We start from the raw sequence: 15,373 nt of genomic DNA on the forward strand, positions 1-15,373 counted from the left end.
TCATTCCGTACATTATAGACCTTTGGCGCAATTTATGTTCTCGACCACGCCATTCGTGGCGCCCTGATCCACCGCGCCGGCACCATCGCACCAGGCCAGCTTGCCCAGCACCTGGGCGCCACCGTGCATTTCCAGCACCTTGTAATAAACATCCCCTACGATACGGGCTTGGGGCTGAATTTCAACCCTTTCGGCCACATGGATAGCGCCGCGTATCTCGCCGTTGACGATCAGGTGGCCGCAGCGCACCTCGCCGTCGATGCAGGCATGTTCGGACACGACCAGGTAACTGTCCTGCCCCGGCTCCGCGCACACGCTGCCCACCACCTTGCCATCGATGCGCAGCCCGCCCCGGAACAGCACATGGCCGTCGATCCGGGTGGCCGGGCCGATCAGGCTTTCCATCGGATTACGGGCTTTGGCGAACATGGCACTCCCCGGCAAGGCCGGCACCGGATACCGGCATGCCTGACTATGCCCAAGTTTGCTGCCGTCCGCCTTGATCTGCCTCGCCGTTTTCCGCGCCCGCGCGTGATGCGCGTTACGGCAGCAGCGCCACCTGGTTCAGGCCCTTGCCCTCGTCCAGGCCGAACATCAGGTTCATGCACTGCACGGCCTGGCCCGAGGCGCCCTTGACCAGGTTGTCCTGCACCACCAGCACGATCACGGTGTTGCCGTTGCGATGCAGCGCCAGGCGCAGCATGTTCGAGCCGCGCGTGGAGCGGGTTTCCGGATGGGAGCCGAACGGCATCACGTCCACGAACGCCGCGTCCGCGTATTGCGCTTCGAACAAGGCTTGCAATTCCTCGTTGCTGATGTCGCGCGTCAGGCGCGCATACAGCGTGGAATGCATGCCGCGGATCATCGGCACCAGGTGCGGGGTGAAGATCAGGTTCACGGGCTGATCCGTGAAGTTCTGCAGCTGGGCCACGGTTTCCGGCGTGTGACGGTGGCCGGCCACGCCGTAGGCCTTGAAGTTGTCGCTCGCCTCGGAGAACAAGGTGGCGATCTCGGCCTTGCGGCCGGCACCGGACACGCCGGACTTGCAGTCGGCGATCAGGCCGCCCGCGTCCACCAGGCCAGCCTTGAGCAGCGGGTAGAAGCCCAGTTGCATGGTGGTCGGATAGCAGCCGGGGTTGGCGATCAGTTTGGCGCCCTTGATGGCGTCGCGGTTGAGCTCAACGAGGCCATACACGGCCTCTTTCAGCAGTTCCGGGCAGGTGTGGGGAATCTTGTACCACTGTTCGAACGTGGCCTGGTCTTTCAGGCGGAAGTCAGCCGCCAGGTCGATCACTTTCACGCCAGCGGCCAGCAGCGCAGGCGCCTGGGCCATGGCCACGCCGTGCGGGGTGGCGAAGAACACCACGTCGCACTGGGTCAGGTCGGCCTTGTCGGGCGCCGAGAACGCCAGGTTCACGCGGCCGCGCAACGAAGGGAACATGTCGGCCACGGGCAAGCCATCTTCCTTGCGCGAGGTGATGGCCGTCAGCTGTACATCGGGGTGAACGGCCAACAGACGCAGCAATTCCACTCCCGTGTATCCGGTGCCGCCGACGATGCCAACTTTGATCATGTTCTTTCCTTGAAAGTGAGGTGGAGGTGTGAGTCTGCCATTTTATCAGGCATGAACGGCATTCGTGCGGCGCCGCAGCATAAAACAAAAAGCCGCCTGGCAAACGCCGGCGGCTTTTTGGTACAGCGCACTGCAGGCAGTGCGCTGACATCGCGTGAAATTAACGCTTCGAGAATTGCTTTGCGCGACGTGCTTTGCGCAGACCAACTTTTTTACGTTCCACTTCACGTGCATCGCGGGTCACGAAGCCGGCGCGGGCCAGATCGCCCTTCAGGCCTGCATCGTAGTCGATCAGGGCGCGGGTGATACCGTGGCGCACTGCACCTGCCTGGCCGGACTCGCCGCCGCCGTGCACGTTGACCTTGATGTCGAAACGCTCGACGTTGCCGGTCAGTTCCAGCGGTTGACGAATAACCATCAGGCCGGTTTCGCGGGAGAAGTACTCAGCCGCTGGCTTGCCGTTGACGATGATTTGGCCAGTGCCAACTTTGATGAACACGCGAGCCACTGCACTCTTGCGACGGCCGGTGCCGTAATTGTAGTTACCGATCATGTCAGTTCCTTAGATTTCGAGTGCTTTGGGTTGCTGAGCAGCGTGCGGGTGCGAACCTTCGGCGTACACTTTCAGCTTCTTGATCATGGCGTAGCCCAGCGGACCTTTAGGCAGCATGCCCTTGACCGCTTTTTCCAGCGCGCGACCTGGGAAACGCTGTTGCATTTTCAGGAAGTTGGTTTCGTAGATGCCGCCTGGATAGCCCGAGTGACGGTAGTAGGTCTTCTCGGTGGCCTTGGTGCCGGTCACGCGCAGTTTGCCTGCGTTGATGATGACGATGAAATCGCCGGTATCGACGTGAGGAGTAAATTCTGGCTTGTGTTTGCCGCGCAGTCGGAGTGCCACTTCGCTGGCAACACGTCCGAGGACTTTGTCCGTCGCGTCAATCACGAACCAGTCGCGCTGGACTTCATGTCCTTTAGCGGAAAAAGTTTTCATGTTGACTTCCTAAATGAATTACACACGCTCATATGGTGGTTCCGCCATGACTTCAGCGGACTCGGCCTTTTTGTTGATTCTTTCCTGAGCGAACGGAAAGCCGGCAATTATAACCGCCGAACGACGGCCGGGTCAAGCGGCCCGCATGCATCATGGCCGGCGCGGCGCGGGCAAGAAACATGCTATTTCGACCATTTGTCGACAAAATGCAACCGATTGTCGCACATCAGTCTTACGGGTCTGCAATTATCAGGTAAGCTTCCCATATAGTTTCCACATGGAAATTACAGCACGCTGCGACCCAGTCGTGCATCTTCATCCACCGCCACCGGCCGCCGACCTCCTGGCCTGCTGGCGTTCTGGCATAGCCGGCCACCAGGCACCGGCAAAAAAACACGCCTCAGCGTGGTCAACTACACCTAGAAGCAATCAGGGAGACAATGCGATGAAATTCGAGAATCTAAAAGTCAGTTCGCGGCTCGCCATCGGTTTCGGCCTGCTGATCCTGGCCTTGATGGTGGTCAGCGCCACGGCGCTCTGGCGATTGAACACGCTTAACGACGGGATCGGCGAACTGGTCGGCAACCGCATGGTGAAGATGCGCCAACTCACCGAGTTGAAGGACAACCTGAACGCCATCGCCCGCGCCAACCGCAACGTCGCCTTGATCGCCGACGTCAAGGACGCCCAGGTCGAGGCCGATAAAATCCCCCCGCTGCAAGCGAGGAACAGGGCCATCCTCGATGAGCTGGGCAAGACCGTCAACCTGGCGCGGGGACTGGAACTGCTCAACGCGATCAACGAGGCCAGGCCCGCCTACAACCAGCGCCTGGACGAGTCCATCAAGCTTGGCCTGACGGGCAAGCCCGAGGATGCGCAGGCCGCCACCGCCATCATCATCGGCGATCTGCGGGGCAAGCAAAACGCGCTGTTCAAGGCAGTCGACGAATTTCTGGCCTTCCAGCAAGGGCTGGCCAAGGACATCGGCGAACAGGCTAATGAGTCCGTCGCCTCCGGCGCTCGCCTGGTGTGGGTCATCGCCGTGTCGGCGACCTTGCTGGGCCTGTTCCTGGCCTGGTCCATCGCGCGCGCCATCACCCGCCAGCTCGGCGCAGAACCGGCTGAGTTATCCCAGGTGGTGGGCCGGGTGGCCGACGGTGACCTGACTTCCAGCCTGCACCTGCGCAGCGGCGACACGCGCAGCGTGATGGCCGCCATCGGCCGCATGCAGCAATCGCTGATCACCGTGGTGTCCAGCGTGCGCCAGGGCAGCGAATCGGTGGTGTCGGCCAGTACCCAGATCGCCCAGGGCAACCAGGACTTGAGCGGACGCACCGAATCGCAGGCCAGCGCGCTGGAACAGACGGCGGCCAGCATGGAAGAGCTGAGCTCCACCGTCAACCAGAATGCCGACAACGCCCGCCAGGCCAACCAGCTGGCGCAAAACGCGTCCGGCGTGGCGGCCCAGGGCGGCGCCGTGGTGGCCCAAGTGATCGACACCATGAAGGAGATCAGCACCTCCAGCCAGAAAATTTCCGACATCATCAGCGTGATCGATGGCATTGCGTTCCAGACCAATATCCTGGCCCTGAACGCGGCCGTCGAGGCGGCCCGGGCCGGCGAACAGGGCCGCGGCTTCGCCGTCGTCGCCAGCGAGGTGCGCAACCTGGCCAGCCGCAGCGCGGCCGCCGCCAGGGAGATCAAGGACCTCATCAACAACAGCGTGGAACGGGTCGAGCAAGGCGCGGCGCTGGTGGACCAGGCCGGCGCCACCATGAACGAAGTCGTCACCGCCATCCAGCACGTGACCGACATCATGGCCGAGATCAGCTCGGCCAGCGTGGAGCAGAGCACGGGCGTGACCCAGGTGGGCGAAGCGCTCACCCAACTGGACGAGAACACCCAGCAGAACGCGGCGCTGGTGGAGGAGATGGCGGCGGCGGCCACCGCGCTCAACGGCCAGGCGCAGGACTTGCTGCAGGCGGTCGCCGTGTTCCAGCTGCATCAAGGCGCGGGCACCGCCACGGCAAGCGTCACGTCCCTGCCAGCCCGCGCAGCCGCCCAGGCCGCCAAACCGCTGCCATTGGCGCGTCCCGCCGCCGCGCCGGCCCGGCGCCCGGCGCGGCCACCGGTCAAGCTGGCGCATGCCAGGACCGGCGTGATGCCCGATCACGGCGAATGGGAAACGTTCTGAGACGAAAGCGCTTGCAGGCCGGCCGCGCCGGCCCACGCGACGCTGCCGTCATGTTGCAACGGCCGCTTAGGCAAAGCCGCCCGCCTCCCATTACAATAGCCGCAAGATTTTCTTACGGAGAGTGCAATGGAATGCAAAGTCAGTTGGAACGGCCCCTCGGGCATGAGTTTTTTGGCACAGACGGGCTCCGGCCACCTGGTCAACATGGATGGCGCGCCCGAGGGCGGCGGCCACAACCTGGCGCCGCGTCCCATGGAAATGGTGCTGCTGGGCACGGGCGGCTGCACCGCCTATGACGTGGTGCTGATCCTGAAAAAAGGCCGCGAGGACGTGCGCGGCTGCGAATGCACGCTGAAGGCCGAACGGGCCGACACGGAACCGAAGGTCTTTACCAAGATCAATTTCCACTTCACCGTGACCGGCAAGAACCTCAAGCCGGCCTCGGTGGAACGGGCGATCAAGCTGTCGCACGAAAAATATTGCTCGGCTTCCATCATGCTGGGCAAGACGGCCGAGATCACCCACTCGTTCGAGATCGTCGACGTCGCCTGACGTCGGCTGTGCGTTACAAGTAGTAGGCGCTGCCGGTCATGACCTTGGCCATGGCCGTCATGGCCAGCTTGACGGGCACGGGCGGCTCGATGGCGCCCAGCGCCTGGGCCGCCGCCCCGTGCGCCACTTCATCGACGCGCATCTGCTCGACGATGGCGCGCGACTTGGCGTCCTGCGGCGGCAGTTTTTCCAGATGGCTGGCCAGGTGCGCTTCCACCTGGCGTTCCGTTTCCACCACAAAACCCAGGCTGCGCGCGTCGCCCAGATAGGCCGCCACCGTGCCCAGCGCATACGCGCCCGCGTAGAACAGCGGGTTGAGCACGCTCGGCTGCGAACCAAGCTCGGCCAACCGCTGCGCGGTCCACGCCAGGTGATCCTCTTCCTCCCGCCCAGCCTGCTCGAACTGGGCCCGCATGGCGTCGCCGTGGGCGTAGCGGGCTTGCGCGTCGTACAGGGCCTGGGCGCACACTTCCCCCACATGGTTGACGCGCATCAGGCCGGCGCTGTGGCGCTGCTCGGCCTCGCTCAGCACGGCGTCGGCCGCGTGCGCGCCCGGCGTGGGGCGCGAGGCGGACGCCACGCCAGTGATCACGCGCAACGCCTTGTCGGCGCCGGCGATGAAACGGTCCAGGGGATGGTGATAACGGTTCGCTGCCATGGTCATAATCGCAATCGTTCGGAAAGCGCCATTATAGGACGATCACGGGAAGATGGCGCCCGGCGGGCGGGGCTCAGGTCTCGGCTTCCTCGCGCAACTGGCGCTGGCGCTCGATGTAGTCGGCCACCGGGCCGCGCACGTCGATGCCGGAGATGTCCTTGGCCACGCCCAGGTTCAGGCCCAGCAGGAAGGGAATGCTCTCTACCGGCACTTCGGGGCAATGCCTGGCGAATGCCTCAAGGAAGCGCCTGGATTCGACCACCCGCACCACGTTCTCCCCGCTCATGAATTGCAGCACGCTGGTGATGCTGTGCCCGCGGCCGATGCTGTGGTAGATGAAACGGTTGTAGGCGCGGTCGATCTGCTTGAAATCCAGCTTTTCCTTGGTCATCAGGCTGGCCAGGTAACAGAGGCCCGTGGCCACGCGGAAAAAACCGGTGCCCTCGCTCTTGCTGGTGCCGCAACGGGTCACGGCCAGGATGTTTTGCTGCAGTTGCGGATTCATGGGGCAGACTATAGCAAGCAATTCCGCGCTTGTGCCTTGCACGCCAGAATTTTTGCGTGCTACCCTACCTTACCGAGTCATGAGGAACGCCCGATGATCGAGGTAAAGGGCCTGGCCAAGCGTTTCCGCCTGCCGTCGCACAAAGGCACACCGTACCAGCTGCATGATCCGCGCGAACATGACGGCTGGTTCCATGCCGTGCGCGACGTCAGCTTCCGCTGCGCGCCCGGCGAGGTGCTGGGCCTGCTCGGCCCGAATGGCGCCGGCAAGACCACCACCTTGCGCCTGCTGTCGACGGCCCTCAAGCCCGATGCCGGCAGCGTCATGGCCAACGGCGAGGACTTGCTGGCCGACCCGCTGGCCGCGCGCCAGCGCATCGGCTTCCTGTCCGGCACCACCGGCCTGTACGGGCGCCTGACGGCGCGCGAGAACATCGAATACTTCGGCCGCCTGCACGGCATGAGCCCGCCCTACCTGAAGCGCCGCTGCGACGAACTGTTCGACCTGCTGCACATGCATGAATTCGGCAACAAGCGGGCCGACCAGCTTTCCAGCGGCATGAAGCAGAAATGCGCCATCGCCCGCACCGTCGTGCACGAGCCGCAAATCGTCATCCTGGACGAACCCACCACGGGGCTGGACGTGATGTCGTCCAAGATCCTGCTCGACTTCATCGCCAGCTACAAGGCGCTGCACATCCCGCTGATTTTTTCCACCCACCACCTGCACGAGGTGGAAAAGCTGTGCGACCGGGTCTGCATCATCAACCACGGCAAGACGGCCTTCCACGGCACCACGAAGCAACTACGCCACCTGGGCGGCAGCGCCGACCTGTACGACGCCTTCATCAGCGTCATCAACCACGGGGGCGCGCCATGTGGACCATCTACCTGAAGGAAATGCTGGAACTGGTGCGCGACCGCAAGACCTTCATCTTCACCGTCTTCATCCCCATCTTCGCCATGCCGCTGATCTTCACCGGCTTTGGCTACCTGTCCTCCTCCATGTTCCGCCACGCCAACACGGCGGAGATGACCTACAGCATTTTCGGCCAGCAAAACGCGCCCCAGCTCAGCGCCCGCTTCGCGCGCGAGAAGGGCTTCCGCGAAGTGAAGCTGGCCGGGCCGGACCAGATCAAGGCCGCCATCGCGGACGACCGCATCAAGTTCGCCCTGGTGATTCCGGACGGCTTCGACGACCAGCTGGCGCGCCAGCAGCAAGCGGCCGTCGCCCTGCACTACAACAACGCCACACCGATCGACGTCACCCGCAAGCGCGTGATGGCCGTGATCCACGCCCAGAACAGCGCACTGCGCGAACAGGTGTTGCTGGCCCTGGGCCTGAGCCAGAACCAGCTGCGCTTCGCGCTCGATCCGATCAAGCTGGAAGAACATTCCACGGCCGACAAGCGCGAGCAGATGGGCGCCCTGTTCGGCGGCTTTTTGCCCTACATCCTGTTGATGGTGTGCCTGATGGCGGCCATGTACCCGGCCATCGACACGGCCGCCGGCGAAAAGGAACGGGGCACGCTGGAAACGCTGCTGCTGGCGCCCGTGCCGCGCTCGGCCATCGTGGTGGCCAAGTTCCTGGTGCTGTTTACGATCGGCCTGACGTCGGCGCTGCTGATGGTGGCCAGCCTGGGCTTGCTGCTGTTTTTCTTCGGCCACGCCATCGAAGGCAACCTGGCCATGATGCTGCACGCCATCGGCGTGGCCGACCTGGCCATGGTGGCGCTGATGCTGATCCCCACGGCCGCCATCTTCGCCTCCATCCTGCTGGCCATCTCCGTCTACGCCAAGAGCTACAAGGAAGCGGCCGGCCTGATCTCGCCCTTGATCATCGTCACCATCCTGCCCACCATCGTGGCTTTGCTGCCGGGGGTGGAAATGAACTGGTTCTGGGCCATGGTGCCGCTGACCAATGTGTCGCTGGCCATGAAGGAACTGGTCAAGGGCACCATGGATTACCGCATGTTTTCCGTGATCCTGCTGTCGACCACGGTGACGGCCGGCGCCATGCTGGCCCTGTGCCGCTGGTGGTTCAATCGCGAACAGGTATTGTTCCGCAATTAAGAAGACGTTTCAACATGACCGTGGCGTCGTTGCAGCGCCTGGCCACGTCCATTTTGAAACGCCTTCTAAGGCGGCCCGCGCGCCCCGCCGGACGGCCCGCGTTCCAGTGCGCCGTTTGCGCACTCTGGCGCATCCTTCGCGCCGCCTGTCGCAATCGCCCCCCGCGGCTGTCGCAAATTCAATACAATGCACCATGTAAAAAGTGCTTATTCGTTCTGCAATGACGCCAACCGGCCGTTACAGAACCAGGACAGGAGTCACAATGGAATTGCGCATCAGCAACTTATCCAAGACCTACGCCAACGGCGTGGTGGCGCTGGATAATATTTCGCTCACGATCCCGGCCGGGATGTTCGGCCTGCTCGGCCCCAACGGCGCCGGCAAGTCGACCTTGATGCGCACGCTGGCCACCTTGCAGGAATGCGACAGCGGTTCCGTGTTCTTCGGCGAATACGATGTGCTCGATGAAAAGGATGAAATCCGCCGCCTGCTGGGCTACCTGCCGCAGGACTTCGGCCTGTACCCGAAGGTGACGGCCTACGAATTGCTGGACCACTTCGCCGTGCTCAAGGGCTTGTCGCAGCGGGGCCGGCGCCGCGAAGTGGTGGAAGGATTATTGCAGCAAACCAATCTGTACGACGTGCGCCACCAGCGCCTGGGCGGTTTCTCGGGCGGCATGCGGCAACGCTTCGGCATCGCCCAGGCGCTGCTGGGCGATCCGCGCCTGATCATCGTCGATGAACCGACGGCCGGCCTGGACCCGCAGGAACGGGTGCGCTTCCACAACCTGCTGTCGGACATCGGCGACGACCGCACCGTACTGTTGTCGACCCACATCGTCAGCGACGTGGCCGACCTGTGCGCCAACATGGCCATCATCAACCACGGCCACGTGCTGCTGTGCGGCCCGACCCAGCAGCTGATCGACGAGGTCAGCGACAAGATCTGGGTGCGCTTCATCGACAAGCGCGACCTGCCCTCGTTCCAGCTGCGCCACCCTGTCATTTCCTCGCGCCTGCTGTCGGGCCGCACCTTGATCCACGTCTACAGCGAGGACGATCCGGGCGACGGCTTCGAGGAAGCCATCGGCGACCTGGAGGACGTGTATTTCGCCACCATCGCCGGCCGCCACCGCGCCGCGCAACCCTGTGCCTAAGGTCGTCCCATGCTAGCCATCGCCCTGTTCGAGGCGCGCCAGCGGCTCAAGCTGCTGTCGACCTGGGTCTATTTCGGCATGTTCCTGCTGCTGGCCCTGCTGTGGATGGCCGCCGCCGGCGGCGTGTTCAAGGCCGCCGTGGTCTCGTTCGGCAGCGTGGCCATCAACGCGCCGCGCTCGGTGATGATCACCGTCAGCTACCTGGGCTCGCTGGGCGTGATCGTGATGGCGGCCATGATGGGCCGCTCGGTGCAGCAGGATTTCGAATATGACATGCACCACTTCTTCTTCAGCGCGCCCATCGGCAAGCACCAGTACATCTTTGGCCGCTTCCTGGGCGCCTTCCTGAGCCTGGCCGTGATCTTCACCAGCCTGCCACTGGGTGCCTGGCTGGGCACCTACTTGCCCGGCATCGACCTTGAACGGCTGGGCCATCCGGGCGTGCTGGCCTACCTGATGCCGTATGTGAGCGTGATGCTGCCCGACATCTTCATCTTCGGCGCCGTGTTCTTCATCCTGGCCGCGCTCACGCGGCGCATGCTGCCCGTCTACATCAGCAGCGTCGTCATGCTGATCGGCTACATCGTTGCGCCCGACCTGGCGCGCGACCTCGACTACAAGACCCTGGCGGCGCTGATCGACCCGTTCGGCACCACGGCCATCATCCGCCTCACCGAATACTGGCCCATTGCCGAACGCAACACGCGCATGGTGTGGCTGGAAGGGGTGTTCCTGCTCAACCGCACGATCTGGTGCGGCCTGGGCGCGGCGGCGCTGCTGCTGGGCTACTGGCGCTTCCACTTCATCGCCAGCGTCGACAGCGGCGCCGACCGGCGCGCCGACAAGGAAGCCGCGCCGCCCGCCGCGCCCGTATCGGCAGCCTTGGAAGAACGGCCCGATTTCGCGGCCCGCAACCTGGGCCTGCTGCTGGCGCGCATGAGCTGGCTGAACCTGCGCGAGACCACCAAGAACATCTATTTCCTCGTCATCGTGCTGGCTGGCGTGCTGATGATGTACGCGAGCGCGATCGACCTCGGCTCCATGTTCGGCACCAACACCTATCCGGTCACCTACATGGTGCTCGATGCCGTCTCCAGCATGTTCGCGCTGTTCATGCTGATCATCACCACCTTCTACGCGGGCGAACTGGTGTGGCGCGAACGCGAGGCGCGCATGGCGCAGATGCTGGACGCGCTGCCCATCCCGAGCTGGCTGCCGCTGATGGCCAAGCTGATCGCGCTGGTGGGCCTGCAAGCGTTGCTGCTGGTGGTGGTCATGCTGTGCGGCATGTCGATCCAGATCTTCAAGGGTTATTTCCTGCTCGAACCGGGCCTGTACCTGTTCCAATTGTTCCTGATCCAGCTGCCCGGCTATGCGCTGGTGGCGGTGCTGGCCATCACGCTGCAAGTGCTGCTCAACCACAAATACCTGGGCTACTTCGCCATGATCGTGTATTACCTGGCGACCATCACGCTCAGTTCCATCGGTCTCGACCATCCGATGCTGCTGTACGGTATCACCCCCACCCTCACCTACTCGGCCCTGAACGGTTACGGCCACGCGCTGGCACGCGCATGGTGGTTCGACCTGTACTGGGGCGGCGCGGCCATCGTGCTGGTGGTGCTGTCGCTGCTGTTCTGGGCCCGTGGCACCAATGCCGAATGGCGCCAGCGGCTGCAACTGGCGCGCCACGGCCTGACCGCCCCCGTGCTGCGTACATTGGCGCTCGGCTTGCTGGTGTTCGGCGGCGCCGGCGGCGTGCTGTTCTACAACATGCACATCGCCAATGAATACCATTCGACCTGGGGCAAGGAGCAACAGCGGGCCCGCTACGAGCGCCAGTACCAGAAGTTCGCCGCCCTGCCCCAGCCCCGCATCACGGACGTGACGCTGAACCTGGACATCATGCCGGAACAGCGCCGGCTGCTGGCCAAGGGCCGCTACCTGCTGCGCAACCGTAGCCAACAAGCCATCGCCACCGTGCTGGTGCAGCAGGACATGACGGCCACCATCCGCGCCATGCGCTTCAGCCAGCCCGTGCGGGCCGGCCTGCGCGATACGGAACTGGGTTTCTACAGCTACCAGCTGGCCACGCCGCTGGCGCCGGGCGCGGAACTGGCGCTCGAATTCGAGCTGGAATTCGCGCCCAAGGGCATCCTCGGCCTGGGCCAGGAGACGCCGGTGGCGGCCAACGGCACCTTCTTCAACAACGACGTGCTGCCCCACATCGGCTACCAGCAGCGGGCCGAGCTCGACGATGCGCGCGACCGCCGCCGTCACGACCTGCCCGCGCGCGAGCGCATGCTGGCGCGCGACGACCCGCGCGGCCTGGCCAACAATGAAGTGAGCAACGACGCCGACTGGATCAACTTCGACGCCACCGTCAGCACCAGCGCCGACCAGACCGCCATCGCCCCGGGCACGCTGGAAAAAGACTGGCGCGCCAACGGGCGCCACTACTTCCATTACAAGATGGACCAGCCCATGCTGAACTTCTACGCCGTGCAATCGGCCCGCTACCAGGTGCGGCGCGACTGGTGGCAGGACGTGGGCATCGAGCTGTACTACCATCGCGGCCACGAATTCAACCTCGAGCGCATCGCCCACGGCCTCAAGGACGGGCTCGACTACTGCACCCGCAATTTCGGCCCCTACCAGTTCAAGGTGCTGCGCGTGGTGGAATTCCCCCGCTTCGCCGCGTTCGCGCAATCGTACCCGAACACGATCCCGTTCTCGGAAAGCGTGGGCTTCATCGCCAAGGTGGACGACAGCAATCCCAAGGACATCGATTACCCGTTCTACGTGAGCGCCCATGAAGTGGCGCACCAGTGGTGGGGCCACCAGCTCGTCGGAGGCAATGCGCGCGGCGCCAGCGCGCTGAGCGAAACGCTGGCCGAATACTCGGCGCTGATGGTGATGCAGCAGCGCTACGGGGCCGGCAAGATGCGCCGCTTCCTGCGTTACGATCTCAACAAATACTTGCTGGGCCGCGCGCTGGAACGCAAGAAGGAATTGCCGCTGGCCGAAAATGAGCACCAGGACTACATCCACTACAACAAGGGCAGCCTGGCCATGTATCTGCTGCAGGACCGGATCGGCGAGGCGCGCGTCAACGCCGCGCTGCGCACGCTGCTGGCCGAGTATGGCAAGCGTAGCGGCCCCTACCCTGGCGTGACCGTGCTGGTGGACGCGCTGCGCCGCATCACCCCGCCCGAGCACGCCTACCTGATCGACGATTTGTTCGAGCAGATCGTGCTGTACGAAAACCATGCCGTGTCGGCTACGGCGCGCAAGCTGGCCGATGGCCGCTACGCAGTGCAACTGGCCGTCAGCGCGGCCAAGGTGCGGGCCGACGCACAGGGCGCCGAGCGGGACGTGCCGCTGCACGACTGGATCGACATCGGCGTGGACGACGGCAACGGCAACCCGCTGCTGCGCCAGCGCGTGCGCATGGAGCGCAAGGACAACCGCTACACGCTGCTGGTGCAGGGCCGCCCGGCCCGCGCCGGCATCGATCCCGACAACAAGCTGATCGACCGCAAGCCGGACGACAACATGATCAACGTGGAAATGGAGGCCCGCTAGCCCGGCTCAGGCCGTTGCGAACAAGGTGCTCAGCAGGCTGGAACTGACGGAAGCCTGGACCACGGCGCCGGCCAGCGAAGGGTTGGTCTTGAGCAAGTCCGCCCAGTTGGTCGATGCCTGCGTGGACGGCAACCCCGCCAGCACGCCGTTGCCGTTGTAGATGCCGGAGGTAGCCGTGGTGCTGGTGCCGGTCAACGTGCCGATCACCCCGAGCTCGAGCGCCTGCTGGGCCAGGTTCGCCGTATTGCTGCCCGGCACAGGCACGGTGGCCGGTTGCGCCAGGATGCCGGCCTGCTGCAGCGATTCCAGCAGGCCGCTGGGCGTGTAGACGGTCACGCCCGTCGAGCCGCCCAGCGAGGCCACCACGGCTTGCTGCGCCGACAAGGCGACGGCGGCGTCGGGCAACCCCGCCGCGCCGTTGGTCTGCGCCGGCGGCACATAGGTCTGATACGGTGACGGATAGCGAACGGAATTGAGCGCGACGGTCATGGCTGGCTCTCCTGATCACTTCACTATAGGAGGCGCGGCCACCGCACGCAAGTGCCCGCAAGTGCTGTCAGGCAAGCCTTGCCTTGGCAAAGGACAACTCACTGGCGCGCTTGATCGACCTGGAGTTTGCGATAGATCAAGCGGCTTCCAATCTGCCCCTCCACAATTGATCGGCTCGCTTTGGTATGCCCGAGGCCAGGCGATCGCACTTGAACAATGTGGCGCCACCCTGGCATCAACGGGCATCGTTCCCCTGCCATATCGTTCATAGGATGCCACCATGCACAACCGCCCGCATCAATGGTCCCGTTGCCGCACCGTGCTCGCCGTCGCGGCGCTCGCTTGCCTGGCCAACGTGGCACAGGCCGTCCCCAGCTTTGCCCGCCAGACCGGCCTCGATTGCATGACCTGCCACCTGAGCTGGCCCGAACTCACCCCCACCGGCCGCCAGTTCAAGCTCAATGGCTACACGCTGGGCGACCGGCTGCGCCTGCCGCTGGCGGGCATGGTGCAGGCTTCGGCCACGTCCACCGCCAGTGTCGATCCGCGTGTGGCCGACAGCTTTCCCAAGGACCGGCAGGCGACGCTGCAGCAGGCCAGTGTTTTCCTGTCGGGCAAACTGGCCGACCACGTGGGCCTGTTCTCCCAGTACAGCTACGACGGCGTGGAACACCACGGCAGCATCGACAATGTCGACCTGCGCTATGCCAACCACGCGGGCCAGGGCAGCAGCAAGCTGGTGTACGGCTTCACGCTGCACAACAACCCCACCGTGCAGGATGTCTACAACACGGGGCCGGCCTGGGGCTTTCCATACGCCAGCTCGCCGGTGGCGGCCGCGCCCAACGCGGCCACGGCCATCGAAAGCCTGGGCCAGCAGGTGGCGGGCCTGGGCGCCTACGCCCTGTGGCGCGACACCGTGTACGGCGAGCTCAGTTTCTACCGCACGGCCGACGGCCTGTTCTCGCCGCTGCGCCTGGGCACGGACCATGCGGAAGATGCCGCTCTGAAAGGCTATCCGCCCTACTGGCGGCTGGCCCTGCAACACGACTGGGACCATGCGCACCACTCGGCCATGGTGGGCGCCTACGGCCTGGTGCTGGACCGCTATCCCGACAACACGGTGCGCAGCGGCCCCACCGACCATTACCGCGACCTCGGCTTTGACGCCCAGTACCAGTACATCACGGACCGGCACCGCGTGTCGGCCCAGCTGAACTACGTGCGCGAGCGGGCGCGCATCGGCGCGGCCAGCAACGCCAGCAATGACTTGCACAGCCTGCGGGCCAAGGCCACCTACTATTTCGACAGGAAATACGGTTTCAGCGTGGGCCGCTTCGCCACCCGGGGCACGGCCGACGACGCGCTGTACAACACGGGCGAGCCGGTCACCGGCAGCGCCACGGGCAGCCCCAACAGCGCCGGCTATTTGTGGGAATTCGACTACCTGCCCCGGCGCGACGTGCGCTTCATGCTGCAATACACGCGCTACAACAGGTTCAACGGCGCCGCCACCAACTACGACGGCCAGGGCCGCAACGCGCGCGACAACAACGCCTTATACCTGATGCTGTGGCTGATGTTTTGATTTTAAAAAC

Annotated in this window: 14 protein-coding genes; 7 read left to right on the forward strand and 7 right to left on the reverse strand. The window is 64.3% G+C overall.

Features of this window, described 5'->3' with window-relative positions:
• Positions 1-12: 12 nt before the first annotated feature.
• The 4 genes from H3H36_RS10345 to rplM all read right to left on the reverse strand — a co-directional run bounded on the left by H3H36_RS10345 (position 13) and on the right by rplM (position 2,564).
• Entirely contained in the window at positions 13-429 is a 417-nt protein-coding gene (locus tag H3H36_RS10345) for a bactofilin family protein (RefSeq protein WP_182217039.1), read from the reverse strand.
• Between the two features lie 112 nt (positions 430-541).
• Complete coding sequence (gene argC, locus H3H36_RS10350) at positions 542-1,573, reverse strand: N-acetyl-gamma-glutamyl-phosphate reductase (protein WP_182217042.1); 1,032 nt, start codon at positions 1,571-1,573, stop codon at positions 542-544.
• Between the two features lie 160 nt (positions 1,574-1,733).
• Positions 1,734-2,126 (reverse strand): 30S ribosomal protein S9, encoded by a 393-nt coding sequence (gene rpsI, locus H3H36_RS10355; RefSeq protein WP_050409450.1) that lies wholly within the window; start codon positions 2,124-2,126, stop codon positions 1,734-1,736.
• A gap of 9 nt (positions 2,127-2,135) precedes the next feature.
• The gene (gene rplM, locus H3H36_RS10360) at positions 2,136-2,564 is read right to left on the reverse strand and encodes a 50S ribosomal protein L13 (RefSeq protein WP_056157909.1); all 429 of its coding nucleotides are present in this window, start codon (positions 2,562-2,564) and stop codon (positions 2,136-2,138) included.
• Positions 2,565-3,009: 445 nt separating this feature from the next.
• Here rplM and H3H36_RS27525 point away from each other — a divergent pair, with 445 nt between their 5' ends.
• Positions 3,010-4,758, forward strand: coding sequence for a methyl-accepting chemotaxis protein (locus H3H36_RS27525; protein WP_182217044.1), 1,749 nt, complete (start codon positions 3,010-3,012; stop codon positions 4,756-4,758).
• 126 nt (positions 4,759-4,884) lie between these two features.
• Complete coding sequence (locus H3H36_RS10370; RefSeq protein WP_182217046.1) at positions 4,885-5,310, forward strand: OsmC family protein; 426 nt, start codon at positions 4,885-4,887, stop codon at positions 5,308-5,310.
• Positions 5,311-5,323: 13 nt separating this feature from the next.
• On the opposite strand, the gene coq7 is transcribed toward H3H36_RS10370, so the two are convergent.
• The gene (gene coq7 / locus H3H36_RS10375; RefSeq protein ID WP_182217049.1) at positions 5,324-5,968 is read right to left on the reverse strand and encodes a 2-polyprenyl-3-methyl-6-methoxy-1,4-benzoquinone monooxygenase; all 645 of its coding nucleotides are present in this window, start codon (positions 5,966-5,968) and stop codon (positions 5,324-5,326) included.
• 73 nt (positions 5,969-6,041) lie between these two features.
• A complete protein-coding gene (locus H3H36_RS10380) occupies positions 6,042-6,473 on the reverse strand; it encodes a hypothetical protein (protein ID WP_182217052.1) in 432 nt (143 codons plus the stop codon).
• A 93-nt stretch (positions 6,474-6,566) separates the two neighbouring features.
• Between H3H36_RS10380 and H3H36_RS10385 the strand changes: the two genes are divergently transcribed.
• From H3H36_RS10385 to H3H36_RS10400, 4 genes are all read left to right on the forward strand, one after another.
• A complete protein-coding gene (locus tag H3H36_RS10385) occupies positions 6,567-7,367 on the forward strand; it encodes an ABC transporter ATP-binding protein (protein ID WP_182217054.1) in 801 nt (266 codons plus the stop codon).
• Positions 7,349-8,545 (forward strand): ABC transporter permease, encoded by a 1,197-nt coding sequence (locus tag H3H36_RS10390; protein ID WP_182217056.1) that lies wholly within the window; start codon positions 7,349-7,351, stop codon positions 8,543-8,545. The genes H3H36_RS10385 and H3H36_RS10390 overlap by 19 nt, the downstream gene beginning before the upstream one ends.
• Before the next feature lie 262 nt (positions 8,546-8,807).
• On the forward strand, positions 8,808-9,701 hold the full coding sequence (locus H3H36_RS10395; protein WP_182217059.1) for an ABC transporter ATP-binding protein: 894 nt from the start codon (positions 8,808-8,810) through the stop codon (positions 9,699-9,701).
• A 9-nt stretch (positions 9,702-9,710) separates the two neighbouring features.
• Entirely contained in the window at positions 9,711-13,286 is a 3,576-nt protein-coding gene (locus tag H3H36_RS10400; RefSeq protein ID WP_182217061.1) for an ABC transporter permease/M1 family aminopeptidase, read from the forward strand.
• Positions 13,287-13,292: 6 nt separating this feature from the next.
• Here the strand turns inward: H3H36_RS10400 and H3H36_RS10405 are convergent, their stop codons facing one another.
• Positions 13,293-13,775: a hypothetical protein gene (locus tag H3H36_RS10405; protein ID WP_182217064.1), complete on the reverse strand. Its 483-nt coding sequence runs from the start codon at positions 13,773-13,775 to the stop codon at positions 13,293-13,295.
• A gap of 280 nt (positions 13,776-14,055) precedes the next feature.
• Here H3H36_RS10405 and H3H36_RS10410 point away from each other — a divergent pair, with 280 nt between their 5' ends.
• Positions 14,056-15,363 carry a cytochrome C gene (locus H3H36_RS10410; protein WP_229219846.1) on the forward strand — a complete coding sequence of 436 codons (1,308 nt, stop codon included), beginning with the start codon at positions 14,056-14,058 and terminating at the stop codon, positions 15,361-15,363.
• Positions 15,364-15,373: the final 10 nt, after the last annotated feature.

This window comes from Rugamonas fusca (assembly GCF_014042365.1).
In the GTDB taxonomy this organism is placed as follows: domain Bacteria; phylum Pseudomonadota; class Gammaproteobacteria; order Burkholderiales; family Burkholderiaceae_D; genus Rugamonas; species Rugamonas fusca.